This window comes from Bradyrhizobium sp. BR 10289 (assembly GCF_019455385.1).
In the GTDB taxonomy this organism is placed as follows: Bacteria; Pseudomonadota; Alphaproteobacteria; order Rhizobiales; family Xanthobacteraceae; genus Bradyrhizobium.
Map to the genome: position 1 here is coordinate 219,361 of NZ_JACOFR010000006.1, position 16,907 is coordinate 236,267.

The 16,907-nt window shown below is 65.1% G+C and carries 17 protein-coding genes; 12 read left to right on the top strand and 5 right to left on the bottom strand.

The genetic code is table 11. From position 1 onward, the window contains the following. Window positions 1-19: 19 nt before the first annotated feature. Entirely contained in the window at window positions 20-1,480 is a 1,461-nt protein-coding gene (locus tag HYH08_RS13775; protein WP_220010344.1) for a carboxylesterase/lipase family protein, read from the top strand. Between the two features lie 21 nt (window positions 1,481-1,501). On the opposite strand, the gene HYH08_RS13780 is transcribed toward HYH08_RS13775, so the two are convergent. Then, window positions 1,502-1,681, bottom strand: a complete 180-nt coding sequence (locus HYH08_RS13780) for a hypothetical protein (protein WP_220010345.1) — start codon at window positions 1,679-1,681, stop codon at window positions 1,502-1,504. 160 nt (window positions 1,682-1,841) lie between these two features. On the opposite strand from HYH08_RS13780, the gene HYH08_RS13785 reads away from it, so the two are divergent. Further along, window positions 1,842-2,636 carry a DODA-type extradiol aromatic ring-opening family dioxygenase gene (locus tag HYH08_RS13785; protein ID WP_220010346.1) on the top strand — a complete coding sequence of 265 codons (795 nt, stop codon included), beginning with the start codon at window positions 1,842-1,844 and terminating at the stop codon, window positions 2,634-2,636. Window positions 2,637-2,799: 163 nt separating this feature from the next. Here the strand turns inward: HYH08_RS13785 and HYH08_RS13790 are convergent, their stop codons facing one another. Genes HYH08_RS13790 through glgC form a run of 3 tightly spaced genes read right to left on the bottom strand, consistent with a single transcriptional unit; the run spans window position 2,800 to window position 5,805 of the window. Further along, on the bottom strand, window positions 2,800-3,060 hold the full coding sequence (locus tag HYH08_RS13790) for a SemiSWEET transporter (RefSeq protein ID WP_220010347.1): 261 nt from the start codon (window positions 3,058-3,060) through the stop codon (window positions 2,800-2,802). Window positions 3,061-3,097: 37 nt separating this feature from the next. After that, the gene (glgA, locus tag HYH08_RS13795; RefSeq protein ID WP_220010348.1) at window positions 3,098-4,546 is read right to left on the bottom strand and encodes a glycogen synthase GlgA; all 1,449 of its coding nucleotides are present in this window, start codon (window positions 4,544-4,546) and stop codon (window positions 3,098-3,100) included. Beyond that, the gene (glgC, locus tag HYH08_RS13800) at window positions 4,543-5,805 is read right to left on the bottom strand and encodes a glucose-1-phosphate adenylyltransferase (protein ID WP_220010349.1); all 1,263 of its coding nucleotides are present in this window, start codon (window positions 5,803-5,805) and stop codon (window positions 4,543-4,545) included. The genes glgA and glgC overlap by 4 nt, the downstream gene beginning before the upstream one ends. Window positions 5,806-6,104: 299 nt before the next feature. Between glgC and HYH08_RS13805 the strand changes: the two genes are divergently transcribed. Further along, window positions 6,105-6,524, top strand: a complete 420-nt coding sequence (locus tag HYH08_RS13805) for a hypothetical protein (RefSeq protein WP_220010350.1) — start codon at window positions 6,105-6,107, stop codon at window positions 6,522-6,524. A gap of 120 nt (window positions 6,525-6,644) precedes the next feature. Here HYH08_RS13805 and HYH08_RS13810 read toward each other — a convergent pair whose 3' ends face one another. After that, a complete protein-coding gene (locus tag HYH08_RS13810; protein ID WP_220010351.1) occupies window positions 6,645-7,625 on the bottom strand; it encodes an ABC transporter substrate-binding protein in 981 nt (326 codons plus the stop codon). A 321-nt stretch (window positions 7,626-7,946) separates the two neighbouring features. On the opposite strand from HYH08_RS13810, the gene HYH08_RS13815 reads away from it, so the two are divergent. The 9 genes from HYH08_RS13815 to HYH08_RS13855 all read left to right on the top strand — a co-directional run bounded on the left by HYH08_RS13815 (window position 7,947) and on the right by HYH08_RS13855 (window position 16,870). Then, window positions 7,947-9,050 carry an ABC transporter substrate-binding protein gene (locus tag HYH08_RS13815; RefSeq protein ID WP_220010418.1) on the top strand — a complete coding sequence of 368 codons (1,104 nt, stop codon included), beginning with the start codon at window positions 7,947-7,949 and terminating at the stop codon, window positions 9,048-9,050. Beyond that, window positions 9,028-10,050, top strand: a complete 1,023-nt coding sequence (locus tag HYH08_RS13820) for an ABC transporter permease (protein WP_220010352.1) — start codon at window positions 9,028-9,030, stop codon at window positions 10,048-10,050. Before HYH08_RS13815 ends, HYH08_RS13820 begins: the two co-directional genes overlap by 23 nt. After that, window positions 10,044-10,844 carry an ABC transporter ATP-binding protein gene (locus tag HYH08_RS13825; protein WP_220010353.1) on the top strand — a complete coding sequence of 267 codons (801 nt, stop codon included), beginning with the start codon at window positions 10,044-10,046 and terminating at the stop codon, window positions 10,842-10,844. Before HYH08_RS13820 ends, HYH08_RS13825 begins: the two co-directional genes overlap by 7 nt. After that, window positions 10,838-12,010 carry an acyl-CoA dehydrogenase family protein gene (locus HYH08_RS13830; RefSeq protein ID WP_220010354.1) on the top strand — a complete coding sequence of 391 codons (1,173 nt, stop codon included), beginning with the start codon at window positions 10,838-10,840 and terminating at the stop codon, window positions 12,008-12,010. Before HYH08_RS13825 ends, HYH08_RS13830 begins: the two co-directional genes overlap by 7 nt. 23 nt (window positions 12,011-12,033) lie before the next feature. Next, window positions 12,034-13,128, top strand: coding sequence for an LLM class flavin-dependent oxidoreductase (locus HYH08_RS13835; protein ID WP_220010355.1), 1,095 nt, complete (start codon window positions 12,034-12,036; stop codon window positions 13,126-13,128). Then, window positions 13,125-14,057, top strand: coding sequence for an ABC transporter substrate-binding protein (locus HYH08_RS13840; RefSeq protein ID WP_220010356.1), 933 nt, complete (start codon window positions 13,125-13,127; stop codon window positions 14,055-14,057). The genes HYH08_RS13835 and HYH08_RS13840 overlap by 4 nt, the downstream gene beginning before the upstream one ends. A gap of 337 nt (window positions 14,058-14,394) precedes the next feature. Next, window positions 14,395-15,240, top strand: coding sequence for a CmcJ/NvfI family oxidoreductase (locus tag HYH08_RS13845; RefSeq protein WP_220010357.1), 846 nt, complete (start codon window positions 14,395-14,397; stop codon window positions 15,238-15,240). Between the two features lie 103 nt (window positions 15,241-15,343). Next, window positions 15,344-15,655, top strand: a complete 312-nt coding sequence (locus HYH08_RS13850) for a septal ring lytic transglycosylase RlpA family protein (protein WP_220010358.1) — start codon at window positions 15,344-15,346, stop codon at window positions 15,653-15,655. A 45-nt stretch (window positions 15,656-15,700) separates the two neighbouring features. Then, window positions 15,701-16,870 (top strand): Gfo/Idh/MocA family protein, encoded by a 1,170-nt coding sequence (locus HYH08_RS13855; protein WP_220010359.1) that lies wholly within the window; start codon window positions 15,701-15,703, stop codon window positions 16,868-16,870. Window positions 16,871-16,907: the final 37 nt, after the last annotated feature.

Below are 16,907 nucleotides of genomic sequence, written 5' to 3' on the forward strand. Positions count from 1 at the left end.
CGCATCGAGATCCCCCAAGATGCGATCCGTGCTTGCGCTTGTTGCCGCTTCCGCATTCCTCTGCCTTGCCGGGCCGGCCGTCGCCCAGCCGGTCGGACAGTTCCCGTTTGCGCTGACGCGTGAAGGTCAGCTGCTTGGTGCGGTCGAAGGCGAGGTGGCGTTCTTCAAGGGGCTTGCTTATGCGGCTCCGCCGGTCGGCGCGCTGCGCTGGCGGCCGCCGCAGGCAACGGCCGAGAGTTCGGAGATGCGCACCGCCTATGAGTACGGCGCGCCCTGTCTCCAGCCATCGCTGGCGGATGCCAGCGAGGATTGCCTCACGCTCAACGTCTTCCGGCCCTTCGGCGTCGACGGCCCACTGCCGGTGATGGTGTTCATCCATGGCGGCGGCTTCGTCGGCGGCACCGTGAACGATCCGCTGTTCGACGGCGCCAGGCTGGCGCAGGCCGGCCTCATCGTGGTCACGGTGAACTATCGCCTCGGCGCACTCGGCTGGCTCAGCCATCCCGCGCTGTCGGAAGGCGGCTCCGGAAATTTTGGACTGATGGACCAGATCGCGGCGCTGCGCTGGGTTCACGACAATATCGCGGCGTTCGGCGGCGATCCGAACAACGTCACCCTGTTCGGCAGCGGCGCGGGGGCGACGTCGATTGCGCTGCTGATGCTGTGCGAGGAGGCGCGGGGCCTGTTCCAGAAAGCCATCCTGCAATCGGTGCCTGGCCGCGCGCGCTTGCGCCCGGCGCAAGAGGCGGAGGCCGCGGGCCTGCAATTTGCGGCCGAACTCGGAGGCCAGGCAGATTTGCGCGCCGCCGAGCCGCGACATGTGCTGGCCGCCGAGCAGAAGCTGCTCGCGACATCACCGCACGGCTTTGCGCCGGCAATCGACGGAAGTCTCGTGACGGAAGATATCGCAACAGGCTTTGCGGCCGGACATGAAAGCCGGATTGCGCTGATCATCGGCTGCAACGATGACGAGACGGATTTCGACAGCGAGCCCGACATTGTGAGGGCGCTTGCATCCTCAGGCACGACCATCAATGAGCTGCGCAAGCTCTATCCTGAAGTCGCCACGTCATCGGACCTCGCGGCAAGGTTTTATACCGACAAAGTCTTCACTGAACCGGCACGGCTGCTCGCGCGGCTGCATGCGGCACGCGGCGCGCCGACCTTCCGCTATCGCTTCGCTTATATGCCCGAGGCGCCGCGTGCCAATGCCGAAGGCGGCCACGGGCGGGAGTTGCAGTTCATCTTCGGCGCGGAAGGCGTGCCCGGCGCCGGCATCTTCTCAAGGCGCGACCGCGAGGTCGCGAACAGCATGCGCGCCTACTGGATCAATTTTGCCCGGAACGGCGATCCCAACGGGCCAGACCTGCCGCGCTGGGATGCGGCGGCAGGCCGCGATCGTCTGCTGCTGATCACGAACGAGCGCATCGCGAGCGGGGACGATCCCCTTGCGGAGCGTCTCGACCGGCTTGCGCGCTAACGCGACAATGAGAGAGTGGAGTTAGGCCGCGAGCTCGACGCGCGGGGCCGGCGTCAACCGGTCTTCCTCCAGATGGTCGATCGCGCCGTCCTTCTCGACGGCGTAGAACTGCTGGCCTTCCTTCGAGCGGTAGGCGGCGCGCACGACGCCGCGGCGGCCCTTGTCACTGTTGACGACGTCCCCCAGCGCAAACTTCTTCATCTCACGTCTCGCTTGTCTTCAGGCCGACTCCTTCGGCCGTGGGGCGATTGTGGGCGGCAAATCGTTAACGGCTTGCTAACCATACGGCTTTGCCTATGCTCGCGGCCGGTTCGCGCGGCCAGCTGCGCGCATATGTTGTCTTTTAGCCGAGCCCTTGCCCATGACGCGATTACCGACCCTGTTCCTGTCCCATGGCGGCGGCCCCTGGCCCTTCATGGAGGACCGGCGGGTGCAATATGCCAAGACCGCCGCGGAGTTCGGCCGGTTGCCGCAGCTTTTCCCCGAGACGCCGAAGGCCGTGCTCGTCATCACCGGGCATTGGGAGGCCGACGCCTTCACCGTCTCGACCTCGGCGCATCCGCCGATGGTGTACGACTATTACGGTTTCCCCGAGCATACCTACCACCTCAAATATCCTGCGCCGGGCAAGCCCGAGCTCGCGATGGATGTGAAGGCGCTGCTGACGCGCGCCGGGTTCGATTGCCGCGAAGACGCCAATCAGGGTTTTGACCACGGCACCTTCGTGCCGCTCGGCCTGATGTATCCGGATGCCGACATGCCGATCGTGCTGCTGTCGCTGAAGTCGAGTTACGATGCGGCCGAGCACATCAAGGTCGGGCAGGCGATCGCCTCGCTGCGCGACGAGGGCATTCTGATCGTCGGCAGCGGGTTGACCTATCACAACATGCGCGGCTTCAACCGGCCGGAGTCCAGGCCGGTCTCGTACGATTTCGAAGCCTATCTCAACGAAGCCATCAGCAATAAGGACGCGGCGCGCCGCAACGCGATGCTGGTCGACTGGGAGAGCGCGCCGAGCGCGCGGCTGGCACATCCGCGCGAGGACCATCTGCTGCCGCTGATGGTCGCGGCCGGTGCTGCCGGCGGCGACGTCGGCAAGCGCGTCTTCGTCGACGAGGTCGCGAATGTTGCGATGGCGTCGTACGTGTTTGGGTGACTCGGTGTCGTAGGGTGGGCAAAGCGGAGCGTGCCCACGTACTTTCTGCGATCGAGAAAGATGGTGGGCACGGCGCAAGTGCGCCTTTGCCCACCCTACGATTCCAGACTCGCGGGAAGATACCCCTCACCCATCTCCCGCAAGGGGAGAGGGTTACCACGCCTCACCCGTATCTCAGCTTCATCACCAGAATGCCGCCGGCGAGCAGCATGGTGACGGCGTTCGAGGCGATCAGCGGGCCGTCGCCTGAGAGCAGGCCGTAGACCAGCCAGAGCGCGAGGCCGAGCACCATGATGAGGAACATGCCGAGCGAGATGTCGCGCGCCGAGCGGGTCTTCCAGACTTTGACAACTTGCGGCGCGTAGGCGACGGTGGTGCAGGTGGCGGCGGCAAAGCCGATCAGCTTGATGACGAGCGGGTCCATGCCGGCTCTATAGCATGGATTCGACGACGATCATGCCTCAGCGGCGGCGGGATGCCATGAGATCACGATAGAGCGCGGCGTATTCGCCGGCGCGGTTGCGCCAGGATACGTCGGTGGCAAGGCCGCTCAATTGCAGGCGGCGACAGGCCGCCTTGTTACGGAATGTGGTGCTAGCCTTGTGCAGTGCCCAGCCGAGTGCATCCGCCGTTACCGGGCCGAACTTGAATCCGGTGGCCTCGCGGCCGGCCTCGCCGATATCGACGATGGTGTCCTCGAGGCCGCCGACGCGCGAGACGATCGGGACGGCGCCATAGCGCAGCGCGCAGAGTTGGGTCAGGCCGCAGGGCTCGAACCGGGAGGGCACGAGCAGCGCGTCCGAGCCGGCCTGAATCAGATGTGCCAAAATCTCGTCATAGCCGATTACGACGCCGATCCGGCCGGGGTTCGCGCGCGCGGCGGCCTGGTAGCCCTCCTGCAAATCGCGGTCGCCGCTGCCGAGCAGCGCCAGCTGCATGCCTTCGCGCAGGATGGTGGGGATCACCTCCAGCAGGAGATCGAGGCCCTTCTGCCAGGACAGCCGGCTGATGACGCCGAGCAGCGGTGCCTCGTCCGATGAATCGAGATTGAATTGCTGCTGAAGCACCGCCTTGTTCGCGGCCCGGAAGGTGAGATCGTCCGCGCCGAAGCGATACGCGATGTGCGGATCGGTCTGAGGATTCCAGACTGCGGTGTCGATGCCGTTGAGAATGCCGCTCAATGCGTCGGCGCGCGCGCGCAGCAGGCCGCCGAGCCCCATGCCGCCTTCATCGCTCTGGATCTCCTGCGCATAGGTCGGCGATACCGTCGTGATGCGATCGGCGAATTGCAGGCCTGCCTTCAGGAAACTGATCCCGCCAAAATATTCAAGTTCGCTGGTGTTGAACGAGTGCCAGGGCAGGCCGATCGACCCGATCAGCTCGGGAGCGAATTTTCCCTGATAGGCCATGTTGTGAATGGTCATCACCGTGCCGGGCCGCGCCCCGCCGTCATAGTGCAGATAGGCCGGCGCGAGTCCGGCCTGCCAGTCATGGGCGTGCACGACATCAGGCACGAAAGCCGGAACGAGGCCGTGGCCGATGTCGGCGGCGACACGCGACAGCGCGGCGAAGCGCACGCCGTTGTCGGGCCAGTCGGTGCCCTCGCGCGTGACATAGGGGTTTCCCGGCCGCGCGTAGAGATGCGGCACGTCGAGCACGAACAGATCGAGGCCGTCATGCGAGCCCGCGAGCAGGCGCCCGGGGCCGCCGAAATAATCCGGCCAGCGCCGGATTTCCTCCGCGCCGGAAAACCACCGCATCACGTCGGGATAGCCCGGCATCAAGGTGCGCATCTCGACGCCGTGCGCTTTCAGCGCGATCGGCAAGGCGCCTGCGACATCGGCGAGGCCGCCGGTCTTGACGATGGGATAGACTTCAGAGGCGACCGCGAGGACGCGAACAGGCGTCATGTATTGAGCCTGTCGATCATCGGCTGGGTGACGAGCGTGATCCCCTGTTCGGTGGTGCGGAAGCGCTTTGCGTCGAATTCCGGATCTTCGCCGATGACGAGGCCCTCCGGAATCTCCACGCCGCGGTCGATCACGACGTTCTTCAGCCGCGCACCGCGCCCGATATTGACATAGGGCATGATCACGGCGTTCTCGACATTGGCATAGGAGTTGACGCGCACGCCGGTGAACAGCAGCGAGCGGCGCAGCGAGGCGCCGGAGATGATGCAGCCGCCCGAGACCAGCGAGCTCACCGCCTGGCCGCGGCGGCTCTCCTCGTCGTGGACGAACTTTGCCGGCGGCGTGATCTCGGCATAGGACCAGATCGGCCAGGCGCGGTCGAACAGGTCGAGCTCGGGCACCACGTCGGTGAGGTCGATATTGGCGGCCCAATAGGCATCCACCGTGCCGGCGTCGCGCCAGTAGGCGCGTGGGTCGCTGCCCGAGCGTACGCAGGAGGTCGAGAACTGATGCGCGATGGCACGGCCGTTCTTGACGATATAGGGAATGATGTCCTTGCCGAAATCGTGGTTCGAGTTCGGGTCCTCGGCATCGCGTTTGAGCTCGTCGAACAGGAATTTGGCGTTGAACACGTAGATGCCCATGCTGGCGAGCGAGACGTCGGGCTTGCCCGGCATCGGCGGCGGATCCTTGGGCTTCTCCAGGAACTCCTGGATCCAGCCGTTCTCGTCGATATGCATGATGCCGAAGGCCGAGGATTCCGCACGCGGCATTTCGAGGCAGCCGACGGTGACGTCGGCGCCGCTGTCGACATGCTGGCGCAGCATCACCTCGTAGTCCATCTTGTAGACGTGGTCGCCGGCCAGCACGACGATGAAGCGGCAGGCGTGGGACTCGATGATGTCGATGTTCTGGTAGACCGCGTCCGCCGTGCCGACATACCACATGTTCTCCGACACGCGCTGGCTGGCAGGGAGGATGTCGAAACTCTCGTTGCGCTCGGGGCGGAAGAAGTTCCAACCCATCTGGAGATGCCGGATCAGGCTGTGCGCCTTGTACTGGGTTGCGACCGCGATGCGGCGGATGCCCGAGTTCACCGCGTTCGACAGCGCGAAATCGATGATGCGGGACTTGCCGCCGAAATAGACTGCGGGCTTGGCGCGTCGGTCGGTCAGCTCCAGGAGCCGGCTGCCGCGTCCGCCGGCCAGGACGAAGGCCAGCGCCTGACGGGCAAGCGGCTCGGGTCTCGCGGCACTCATGTCATCCTCCCAAACTCTGGCGCTTCGCGAGAAGCCTCCCCGCCGCGCACAATGGAACCGATAGTAACGATACGAATAGTAAATCGGGAAGAAGGTTGTTGGTTGCGAACGCGCGGAAAGCTTAATGCTTTGGCCGCGGCGGGAGGCGCTCCGGCGCCGTCGCGCGGCGGTCATAGATCGGGCACGCGCCGCCGTCTTGTGCGCTGCACGCAAAATTCGGAGCTTTGACTTCGCGCAAACCTGCAAGATCATGGCATGCGATGCTCTTTCGAACGAAACGTCCGACAGGGAGTAAGACGATGAACATCTGGAAAACGGCAATTGCCTGCTCTGTGACGGTCGGCGTCATGACCGGCCAGATCGGCCAGGCATCAGCGGCGCCGCTGCCGACCAATGTCGCGACCATGAAGGCCGCGGCCGGCGACGACGTCACGCAGGTGCATTGGCGTGGCGGCGGCTGGGGGTGGGGCCTCGGTGGCTTCGCGGCCGGCGCCATCATCGGCAGCGCTATCGCCGGCGCGCCTTACGGCTATTACGGCGGCGGACCGTATTACGGCTACGGCTATCCGGGTTACGGCTATGGCTATGCGCCGGCCTATTACGGTTACGGCTACGGGCCGGTCTACCCTCGCTATTACCGGCCCTATCGTCCGTATTACGGCTATCGCTACGGCTACTACCGGCCGTACTACCGTCACTACTACCGCCGCTACTGGTGAGCGCGACTAAAGCGAGAGCCACACGATCAGGCTCATGCAGGCGAAATGCGCGAGCACGATCGCGGCGAGATGCAGCGGGCCGGCCTTGAGCCGAGGCCTGTGCATCCCGCCGCCCCCGCGCTAGTTCGATCCCGCGGCCGCAGCGGTGAAGCTGCGGTCGACGGCTTTGCTGACGTCGAGCGCCTTCGGCAGGATGCCGTAGCGCGTCGAGCGGTCTGACGCTGCCTGGATCTCCTTCACCACATTCTCGTCGATCACGATCGGGCTGGTGCGCTGCGCGGTGTAGGCCGACAGCAGCACGTCCTCCGGCAGCTTTGTGAGTTCGGCCGTGCTCTTGGCATATTCACCAAGATGATCGAGCGACCACAGCCGCGCCTTGTTCAGCCGCTGCACGAGGTCCTGCACCGCGGCGCGCTTGGTGGCGATGGCGTTGTCGGAGGCGACGATGAAGGTGATGGTCGGCGTCAGGCCTTGGCCGTCGGCGATCACGCGGGCCTTGTCCTTCAGCGTCGCGAACGAGACGTAGGGCTCCCACACCGCCCAGGCGTCGATCGAGCCGGCGACCAGCGCGATCTTGGCGTCGACCGGGCCGAGCGGCGCGAAGGTCGCGTCGTCCAGCTTGATCTGCGCCTTCTCCAGCGTCGCGTCGATCAGGAACTGGCCCCAGCCGCCGCGCGTGCCGGCGAGACGCTTGCCCTTGAGGTCGGCGGCCGACTTGATCGGCGAATCCTGCCGCACCAGGATCGCCTGCGTCTTTGCATCCGAGCGCGTGCCGCCGATCGCCTTGATCGGCGCGCCGGCTGCATAGACCGAGAGAAAGGAGAGATCGCCAGTGTAACCGACGTCGAGCGCGCCGGCGTTGAGCGCTTCGAGGATTGGCGCCGCCGCCGGGAATTCCGACCATTCGATCTTATAGGGCAGGTCCTTGGCATAGCCCGAGATCTCGAGCAGCGAGCGGTTGCCGCCCTTCTGGTCGCCGACGCGAAGCACGACGGTGTCGGCTGCGAACGAGGCCGCGGCCGTCGACAGCGTGATGGCGGCGGCAAGCAGCGATGCGGCGAGCCGGCGGGTGATGGAGTGATCGTCGGAGTTGATGGTCATGGCCTGTCTGTTGCTTGGCTCACGATTGCGAGCGGAGGATGCAGCGAGACGATCAAGTCTATGATCGGGCGATACGCAGTCAATGAAATGGCAATTCGTATTGCAGGTGCATCGTGGAGAGAATGACTTCCCCTCGCGCCACATTCGAAATTCCATTTCATTGACGATGCCGTGACCGCGCCGCATGATTTGCGCATCGCATCAAGGCCGCGCGTGACGCGTCGGCGAAAAACATTCTCTCAACGCGGCTCCATACGGAACGTGCGTGGCGCGAAGCGCTGCGCGAATGGCGGAGCCGTGCCAATGCAGGAGCGGGGACTGATGGACAAGGACAACAAGCGCGGTGGATCAGGCCTCGACCGGCGCCATCTGCTCCAGGCCGGGCTTGCGGCGGCGTTCGCCGCGCCGCTTGGCGCGTTTGGCGCGGCGCAGGCCTTTGCGCCGAAGGCGATCGCGCCCGGCGTCGATCTCTCTGAGTTTCCGCTGTGCCGGACGGCCTCCGATGCGCCCGCGCTGACTGGTGCGCCGCGCAAGCTCAAACTGTCGTGGAATGCCGGCGCGGTCTGCCTTGCGCCGGTGCCGGTGGCGATCGAGCACGGCTTCTTTCAGAAGCATAATCTCGACGTCGAGCTCATCAACTATTCCGGCTCGACCGACCAGTTGCTCGAGGCGATCGCGACCGGAAAGAGCGATGCCGGCCTCGGCATGGCGCTGCGCTGGCTGAAGCCGTTGGAGCAGGGCTTCGACGTCAAGATCGCCGCCGGCACCCATGGCGGCTGCATGCGCGTTCTGACCCGGGCGGGCTCCGGTGTCGACAAGCTTGCCGATCTCAAGGGCAAGATCGTCGCGGTCGGCGATCTCGCGGGGCCCGACAAGAACTTCTTCTCGATCCAGCTCGCCAACCTCGGCATCGATCCCAACAAGGATGTCGACTGGCGTGCCTATCCCGGCAACCTGCTCAACGTCGCGGTCGAGAAGGGCGAGGTGCAGGCGTTCCTGTCGTCCGATCCGCTCGGCTATCTCTGGCTCAAGGACAGCCAGTACAAGGAGGTCGCGTCCAATCTCGACGGCGAATATCGCGACAAGAGCTGCTGCATCCTCGGCCTGCGCGGCTCGCTCGTGCGCGAGGAGCCGCAGGTGGCGCGCGCGCTGACCCAGGCGCTGCTCGACGCCGCGATGTTCACCGCGCAGAACCCGGCCGTGACGGCAAAATCGTTCCAGCCCTACGCGCCGAAGACGGCGTCGCTCGACGATATCGAGGGCATGGTGCGCTACCATACCCACCATCATCATCCCGTCGGCGAAGTCCTGAAGCGCGAGCTGAAGGGCTATGCGGATGATCTGAAGAGCGTGCAGGTCTTCAAGCCAAGCACCGATACCGCCAAATTCGCGGAGCGCATCTATGTCGACGTATTCGCTGTCTGACGGCCTCGCCTCGGGCGCGCCGCGAACCTCGCGCGCGCCGTGGCTTGCGACCTGGATACGGGAGTCCGGCGTCGGCGTGCTCGCCAGCGTCGCCTGGATCGCGTTCGGCCTGTCCTGCCTGTGGTGGGAGGACGTCGGCGACTGGTCGCGCACGCATTCGCTCGGCATTGCCGCTTTGGTCATTGCGGCCGTCGCGCTGTTCGGAACGGTTGCTTCAGACTATCTCGGCTCGGCGGGCAGGGCGTTGCACACGCGTGCGCCCTGGCTCGTGGCGCTCGGCGTCTTCCTGACGCTGTGGGAGGTCGCGACCGCAAAATTCGCCTGGCTGCCGCTGCCGTTCTTTCCGCCACCGCAATCGATCATCGAGGTCTATACCGACGATCTGCCAAAGCTGCTCGATAGCGTATTCGCTTCGGTCAAGCTCCAGCTCGGAGGCTATCTGATCGGTGCGACAATTGGCTTTCTCACCGGGGTCTCGATCGGCTGGTCGCGCGCGGTCGGCTATTGGGTGCATCCGGTCTTGCGCTTCATCGGCCCGCTGCCGGCGACCGCCTGGCTGCCGATCGCATTCTTCACCTTTCCGTCGAGCTGGAGCGCCTCGACCTTCCTGATCGCGCTCGCGACCGGCTTCCCCGTCACCGTGCTGACCTGGTCGGGCGTCGCAAGCGTCAGCAATGCCTATTATGACGTCGCGCGCACGCTGGGGGCCAAGCCGTCCTTCCTGGTGCTGAAGGTGGCGATCCCCGCGGCGCTACCGCATGTGTTCGTCGGCCTGTTCATGGGGCTCGGCTCGTCCTTTGCCGTGCTCGTGGTCGCCGAGATGATCGGCGTCAAGGCAGGTCTCGGCTGGTACCTGCAATGGGCGCAGGGCTGGGCCGCCTATGCCAACATGTATGCCGCGTTGATCGTGATGTCGCTGCTCTGCTCCGGCGCGATCACGCTGTTGTTCGCGATCCGTGACCGCCTGCTGGTCTGGCAGAAGGGGACCGTGAAATGGTAGCCGCAGCCGCACTCGCCGAAGCGCCCACTCATGCAACTGCCGGCGCAGCGCTCGACATCGAGCAGGTCAGCCACGCCTTCGACATCGACGGCGCCGAGCTGCCTGTTCTCAGCGATGTCAGCATCTCGGTCGAGCCTGGCGAGTTCGTCGCGCTGCTCGGCCCCTCCGGCTGCGGCAAGTCGACCTTGCTGCGGCTCGTCGCCGGCCTCGACAAGCCCAGGGCGGGAAGCTTGCGCGAGGATGAAGTTCGCATCATCCGGCCGCATCCGTCGCGCGTGGTCGTGTTCCAGGATCCGACGCTGTTTCCCTGGCGGTCGGTCTGGGACAACGTCGCCCTGGGCCTCGAGGCCCAGGGCATTTTGAAGAGCCAGCGGCAGCGCGTCGATGACGCGCTCGATCTGGTCGGGCTGTCGTCGTTCCGCAAGGCCTATCCGTACCAGCTCTCCGGCGGCATGGCGCAGCGCGTCGCGCTGGCGCGGGCGCTGGTCAACGATCCCAGGATCCTGATCCTCGACGAGCCCTTGGGAAAGCTCGACTCGCTGACCCGCATCACCATGCAGGCCGAGCTGGTCTCGCTCTGGCAGCGCAAGGGTTTTACCACGCTGCTCGTCACGCATGATGCCGAGGAAGCGTTGGTGCTTGCGAACCGCGTCATCGTGTTCAGCGATCGTCCGGCGCGGGTGAAGGCCGACATTCGTGTCGACCGGCCCTATCCGCGCCATCGTGGCGATCCATATCTGGCCGATCTGCGACGCCAGATTCTTGGCCTGTTGGGATTGGATGCAACATGGTGAGTTCCGTAGCCAAAGGCCGCACGGCCCATGGCGAGCCCGACTACATCGCCCGCGCCGAGGCGCTGGCCGAAGGTTTTGCGGCGCGGGCAGCGGATCATGACCGCGCCGGCAGCTTCCCGTTCGAGAATTTTCGCGAGCTTTCAGAGGCCGGCCTCCTGTCATTGACGGTCCCCGCGGCCTTCGGCGGCGGCGGCGCCGGTGCGCGATATGCTGCACGGGTCCTCGGCATCGTCGGCAAGGCCTGCTCGTCGACGGCGCTGGTGCTGTCGATGCACTACATCAATCATTTCGTGATGGCGCGCAGCCCGACCTGGCCGGTCCGGCTGTCGCGCAAGCTCGCGCAGGAAACCGTCGAGGGCCTCGCGCTCATCAACGCCCTGCGAGTCGAGCCCGAACTCGGCTCGCCCGCCCGTGGCGGCTTGCCCGCGACGATCGCGCGGCGCACTGAGACCGGCTGGCGCCTGTCTGGCCACAAGGTCTATTCGACGGGCTCGCCAATCCTGAAATGGTATCTGGTCTGGGCGCGCACCGATGAAGCCGAGCCGCGTGTCGGCCAGTTCTTGGTGCCGGCGGGCCTGCCGGGCACGCGTATCGTCGAGACCTGGGATCATCACGGTCTGCGCGCGAGCGGCAGCCACGATGTCATCTTCGACGATGTCGTGATCCCGCTCGATGCCGAAATCGACGTCCGCAAGCCCGCCGCCTGGCGTGCCCCCGATCCGGTGCAGGCGACCGTCCACACCATCTTCGTCGCCGCGATCTATGACGGTGTGGCCCGGGCGGCACGCGACTGGCTGGTCGGCTTCCTGAAGACACGGGTGCCGGGCAGTCTCGGCGCTCCGCTGGCGACCCTGCCGCGTGCCCAGGAGATCCTCGGCGGCATCGAGGCGCGGCTCGCGGTCAACGCACGTTTGATCGACAGTTTCGCCTCCGATTTCGACGACGGCTTGCAGCTCGATGCATCCGAGTCCAACATCGTCAAGCTGACGGTGACCAATAACGCCGTGGCCGCCGTGGAGGACGCCTTGTCGCTGACCAGCAATCACGGTCTGTCGCGCAGAAATCCGCTGGAGCGGCATTACCGCGACGTGCTCTGCGGCCGCGTCCACACCCCCCAGGACGACACCACCAAGATCACCGCCGGGCGCGCAGCGCTCGGCCTATGACCAATCACCACATGGAGTTCCCGATGTCGGTCGAGTTCATCGGCTTTATCGCCAACAGCAATGCTTCCGAAACCATCGTGCGCCAGGGCCCGGTGCTTGATCCAAATTATATCGAGACGGTCGCGAAGGCGCATGAGCTTGGCGGTTTCGACCGCGCGCTGCTGGCGTTCCATTCGACCACGCCGGATTCCCTCCAGGTGGCCCAGCATGTCCTGGCCATCACCAGGAAGCTGAAGGTGATGATTGCGCAGCGCCCGGGCTTCACGGCGCCGACGGTGCTGGCGCGCCAGCTCGCCACGCTCGACCAGCTCTATGACGGCCGCGTCTCGCTGCACGTCATTACCGGCGGCAACGCCATCGAGCTCAGGCAGGACGGCAACACGCTCGACGACAAGGACGAGCGCTATGCCCGCACCAGCGAGTTCCTCGACATTGTGCGGCTGGAATGGACCAGCGAAAAGCCGTTCAACTACAGCGGCAAGTACTACACCGTCGAGAACGGTTTCTCGCAGGTGAAGCCACGGCAAGCGGGCGGCATTTACACCTTCGTCGGCGGCGGCTCCGATGCCGCGATCGAGGTCTCGGGCAAGCACGCCGACACCTTTGCGCTGTGGGGCGAATCCTACGCGCAGGTGCGCGAGGTTACTGCCCGCGTGCGTGCGGCGGCGGCCAAGCACGGGCGGCCGAGCCCGCGCTTCAGCCTGTCGGTGCGGCCGATCCTTGCCGATACCGAGGAGGCCGCCTGGAAGAAGGCCGAAGGGATCCTCGAACGTGCCACCGCGCTGCAGGACCAGACCGGCTATCGCCGGCCCAATCATGCGACCGAGGGCGCCAAGCGGTTGCTGGCGGCGGCCGACCAGGGCGCGCGCATCGACAAGCGACTGTGGACCGAGATCGCCAAGCTCACCGGCGCCAACAGCAATACCACGGCGCTGGTCGGCACGCCCGAGCAGGTCGCCGAAGTGTTCGCCGACTATTACGACCTCGGCGTCAGCCACTTCCTCATTCGCGGCTTCGATCCGCTGCCCGATGCGATCGACTATGGCCGCGAGCTGATCCCGCTGACGCGCAAGCTGATCGCCGAACGCCCTGCCGCTCGCGGTGAGGCCGCGGAATGATCCGCCTCGTGCTGGCGGGCGCGCTGCTGTTCGGTTCACTGGACCTGGCAGCGGCGCAAACCACCCTGCGCGTCGGCGACCAGAAGGGCAATTCGCAGGCCGTGATGGAAGCGGCTGGCGTATTGAAGGACGTGCCGTACAAGATCGAGTGGAAGGAGTTTCCGGCGGCAGCTCCGCTGCTGGAGGCGCTCAGCGCCGGCGCGATTGAGACCGGGCTCGTCGGGGACGCGCCCTTCACATTCGCCGCCGCCTCCGGCGCGCCGGTGAAGGCGATCGCCGCGATCCGGCAGACGCGCGAGGGGCTCGCGATCCTCGTGCCCGAGACATCGCCGATCAAGAGCTTCGCAGACCTGCGGGGCAAGAAGATCGCGACCGGCCGCGGCTCGATCGGCCATCAGCTGATCCTCGCGGCGCTGGAGAAGAACGGCTGGAGCGCGAGCGACGTGCAGATCGCGTTCCTCGCGCCCTCCGACGCCAAGATCGCCTATACGCAAGGATCAGTAGATGCCTGGTCAACTTGGGAGCCCTATGTCAGCCAGGAGGAGGTGCTCTTTAAGTCCCGCCGCATCATCAACTCGGAAGGCTTGACGCCAGGGCTGAGCTTTCAGGTCGCGCGCCCCGATGCGATCAGGGACAAGCGCGCGGAGCTGGCCGACTTCATCCGGCGCCTCACCGCGGCGCGGGCGTGGTCGCTGAACAATGTCGATGGTTACGCCGCGACCTGGGGCAAGTTGATGAACATCCCGGTCGCCGTGCCGCAGAATTGGCTGTCGCGCGCAAAGATCCGTGTCGCGCCGATCGACGACGGCGTAATCGCGGACGAGCAGGCGACGATTGATCTGTATTTCCGCTGGGGCCTGATCAAGCAGAAGCTTGATGCCGCGGAGATCGTGGACCGCTCGTTCGCGGATGCGATTGCGGGGCTATAGCCGGGGGTGAGGGGGAGTCTGTCCGCGAGTCCGGTCTTGTAGGGTGGGCAAAGGCGCACTTGCGCCGTGCCCACCATCTTTCCAAGATTCCGATAGCAGACGTGGGCACGCTTCGCTTTGCCCACCCTACAATACTGCGTCTGGAGCACGAGACTTCACAAATGCTCAACCATCCGTGAGACGAGAAGGCCACCTTCTGCGCAAAAGGCCATGATCGAGATATTCCTTCTGCATTCCTCACTCCCGACAACACCCTCATTGCTATTTGCATCGCGCCCCTTGCACCGCGCTCCACCCCGTCAAAAATCAATCCGACGACCACATCGGGAGACCGGCCATGGGCCTGCAAGAAACAAAAATCGAATCGCTTCCCTTCGTCACCGCCGAACTCAACTATCTCGCACCGACATCAGGCAAACCCCGCACTTACGCCTTCGATCCGCCGCCGGGCGAGCCGAAAAGCACGTCGCTGCCGGAGCCGCATCAGGTGCCGATCTTCGATGGGCGGCTGATCGCCGACAGCTTCTCGCTCGATCGCGAGGGCTTTGCACTGGTGCGCCATCCGAACCAGGTCAAAGATTTCTACAACGACGACGAGGTGAGGAAAGTCTATTATCCCGCCGTCGAGGCGTTCCTGCGCGCGACGCTGAAGGCCGACCGCGTTTTCATTTTCGATCATACCGTGCGCAAGCGGGTCGAGGGCGCCCCTGACATTCGCGACGGCGGCCCGCGTCAGCCGGCGACGCGCGTGCATGTCGACCAGACCGACCTCTCCGGCGCCAACCGCGTGCGCGAGCATCTGCCTGATGAGGCCGAGGAGCTGCTGAAGGGCCGGGTGCAGGTGATCAATCTGTGGCGGCCGATCCGCGGACCCTTGCGCGATTCACCGCTGGCGGTGGTCGACGGCACAACGGTCAGGCCCGACGATCTCGTCGCCTCCGACCTGATCTATCCCAACCGCCGCGGCGAGACCTATTCGGTGAAATACAATCCTGACCATCGCTGGTTCTATTTCCCCGAGATGACGCCCGACGAGGCGCTGCTGCTCAAATGCTATGATTCCGCAACCGACGGCCGCACCCGTTTCGGGCCGCACACGGCCTTCGTCGATCCGACCACGCCGACGGATGCCGCGCCGCGCGAGAGCATCGAGGTGCGCACGCTGGTGTTCCACAAACAGTAACAAACTGTGATGGCGCTGCCGGGCAATGCCCGGCAGTTCCCGGAACCTAAGGGAACAAAGCCACGTTTGCAGCGCCGGGCAGGGCCAACCGGGGAGCGGTGCCGTGCGAGCGCAGACGACATTCCTGCTTTGTTTGACGACTTCATCTCTCGCCTTCATCTCCGTTGCAAAGGGCGAAAGTGGTCTCGCCTCGTATTACGGATACGGAAAAGCCGGCAAGGGCGAGCTGACCTGCGCACATCGCACGCGCCCGTTCGGCAGCGTGTTGAAGGTGTCCTACAGCGGACGCACCATCCAGTGCCGCGTCAATGACCGCGGTCCCTTCATTCGCGGCCGCATCGTCGATCTCTCGGTGCCGGCCGCCCGCGCGCTCGGCATGATGAGCGCCGGCGTGGTGCGGGTCTCGGTGGAATAGGCCCGCGAGCCCGCTATAGTGCCTCCCAAAGCAAAAGGGGGTTCTATGGCCAGGATTCGGGTGGGACTTGTCGGCTGCGGCTTCGTTTCGGAGCTGCATATGTATGCGTTCGCCCGCGTCTATGGCGTCGACGTCGAGGTTGCGGCGGTCGCTGCGCGCGGCGATCGCGTGGTCGCGTTCGCAGGGCGCCACGGCATTCCAAAGGTCTATCGCAGTTTTGCCGAGTTGATTGCCGATCGAGAGCTCGATGTGATCGACATCTGCACGCCGCCTAATCTTCATGCGGAGATGATCGTCGCCAGCATGCAGGCCGGCAAGCACGTGATCTGCGAAAAGCCGTTCGCCGGCTATTTCGGCCGCAAGGGCGACCCGCAGCCGATCGGCAGGCATGTGCCGAAATCGCTGATGTACGAACGCGTGCTGGAGGAGATGGATGCGACGCGCGCTGCGATCGAGCGCACCGGAAAGCTTTTCATGTATGCCGAGGACTGGATCTACGCGCCGGCGGTGACCAAGACCGCGGAGATCATCAGGACGACAAAGGACAAGATCCTGTTCATGAAGGGCGAGGAGAGCCATTCCGGCTCGCACGCGGCCCATGCCGCGCAATGGGCGATGACCGGCGGCGGCTCGCTGATCCGCATGGGCTGCCATCCGCTTTCGGCGGTGCTTTATCTCAAGCAGGTCGAAGCACGCGCGCGAGGGGAGAAAATCCATGTCGCCAGCGTCACCGGCGACGTCGGCAATGTCACCGCCGCCCTGAAGCCGGAGGAGCGCAGCTACATCAAGGCAAATCCCGTCGACGTCGAGGATTGGGGTACGCTGACTGCGACCTTCTCCGACGGCACCAAGGCGACCGTGTTCTCCGGCGACATGATCATGGGCGGCGTGCGCAATTTGGTCGAGACCTATACCAGCGGCGGCTCGCTGTTCGCCAACATCACGCCGAACAACCATCTGATGAGCTACCAGACCTCCGAGGAGAAGCTCGCCAGCGTCTACATCACCGAGAAGGTCGACCGCAAAACCGGCTGGCAATATGTCTGCCTCGAGGAGGAGTGGACGCGCGGCTATCTCCAGGAGATCCAGGATTTCATGGAATGCGCCGCGACGGGCCGCCAGCCGCTGTCGGACCTCGCGCTGGCCTATGAGACCATCAAGGTGAACTATGCCGGCTACTGGGCGGCGGAGGAGGGGACGAGGGTGGTGTTGTAGGCGTCGCGACGATCCCTTCTGCCTCCCCGACGAGGTG

Bases quoted from the DNA above. Each gene is read 5' to 3' on its own strand.
- HYH08_RS13810 (WP_220010351.1), bottom strand. From the start codon at position 7,625: ATGACCATCAACTCCGACGATCACTCCATCACCCGCCGGCTCGCCGCA.
- glgC (WP_220010349.1), bottom strand. From the start codon at position 5,805: ATGAGTGCCGCGAGACCCGAGCCGCTTGCCCGTCAGGCGCTGGCCTTC.
- HYH08_RS13835 (WP_220010355.1), top strand. From the start codon at position 12,034: ATGTCGGTCGAGTTCATCGGCTTTATCGCCAACAGCAATGCTTCCGAA.
- HYH08_RS13840 (WP_220010356.1), top strand. From the start codon at position 13,125: ATGATCCGCCTCGTGCTGGCGGGCGCGCTGCTGTTCGGTTCACTGGAC.
- HYH08_RS13790 (WP_220010347.1), bottom strand. From the start codon at position 3,060: ATGGACCCGCTCGTCATCAAGCTGATCGGCTTTGCCGCCGCCACCTGC.
- glgA (WP_220010348.1), bottom strand. From the start codon at position 4,546: ATGACGCCTGTTCGCGTCCTCGCGGTCGCCTCTGAAGTCTATCCCATC.
- HYH08_RS13815 (WP_220010418.1), top strand. From the start codon at position 7,947: ATGGACAAGGACAACAAGCGCGGTGGATCAGGCCTCGACCGGCGCCAT.
- HYH08_RS13805 (WP_220010350.1), top strand. From the start codon at position 6,105: ATGAACATCTGGAAAACGGCAATTGCCTGCTCTGTGACGGTCGGCGTC.
- HYH08_RS13775 (WP_220010344.1), top strand. From the start codon at position 20: ATGCGATCCGTGCTTGCGCTTGTTGCCGCTTCCGCATTCCTCTGCCTT.
- HYH08_RS13780 (WP_220010345.1), bottom strand. From the start codon at position 1,681: ATGAAGAAGTTTGCGCTGGGGGACGTCGTCAACAGTGACAAGGGCCGC.
- HYH08_RS13845 (WP_220010357.1), top strand. From the start codon at position 14,395: ATGGGCCTGCAAGAAACAAAAATCGAATCGCTTCCCTTCGTCACCGCC.
- HYH08_RS13820 (WP_220010352.1), top strand. From the start codon at position 9,028: ATGTCGACGTATTCGCTGTCTGACGGCCTCGCCTCGGGCGCGCCGCGA.
- HYH08_RS13830 (WP_220010354.1), top strand. From the start codon at position 10,838: ATGGTGAGTTCCGTAGCCAAAGGCCGCACGGCCCATGGCGAGCCCGAC.
- HYH08_RS13825 (WP_220010353.1), top strand. From the start codon at position 10,044: ATGGTAGCCGCAGCCGCACTCGCCGAAGCGCCCACTCATGCAACTGCC.
- HYH08_RS13785 (WP_220010346.1), top strand. From the start codon at position 1,842: ATGACGCGATTACCGACCCTGTTCCTGTCCCATGGCGGCGGCCCCTGG.
- HYH08_RS13855 (WP_220010359.1), top strand. From the start codon at position 15,701: ATGGCCAGGATTCGGGTGGGACTTGTCGGCTGCGGCTTCGTTTCGGAG.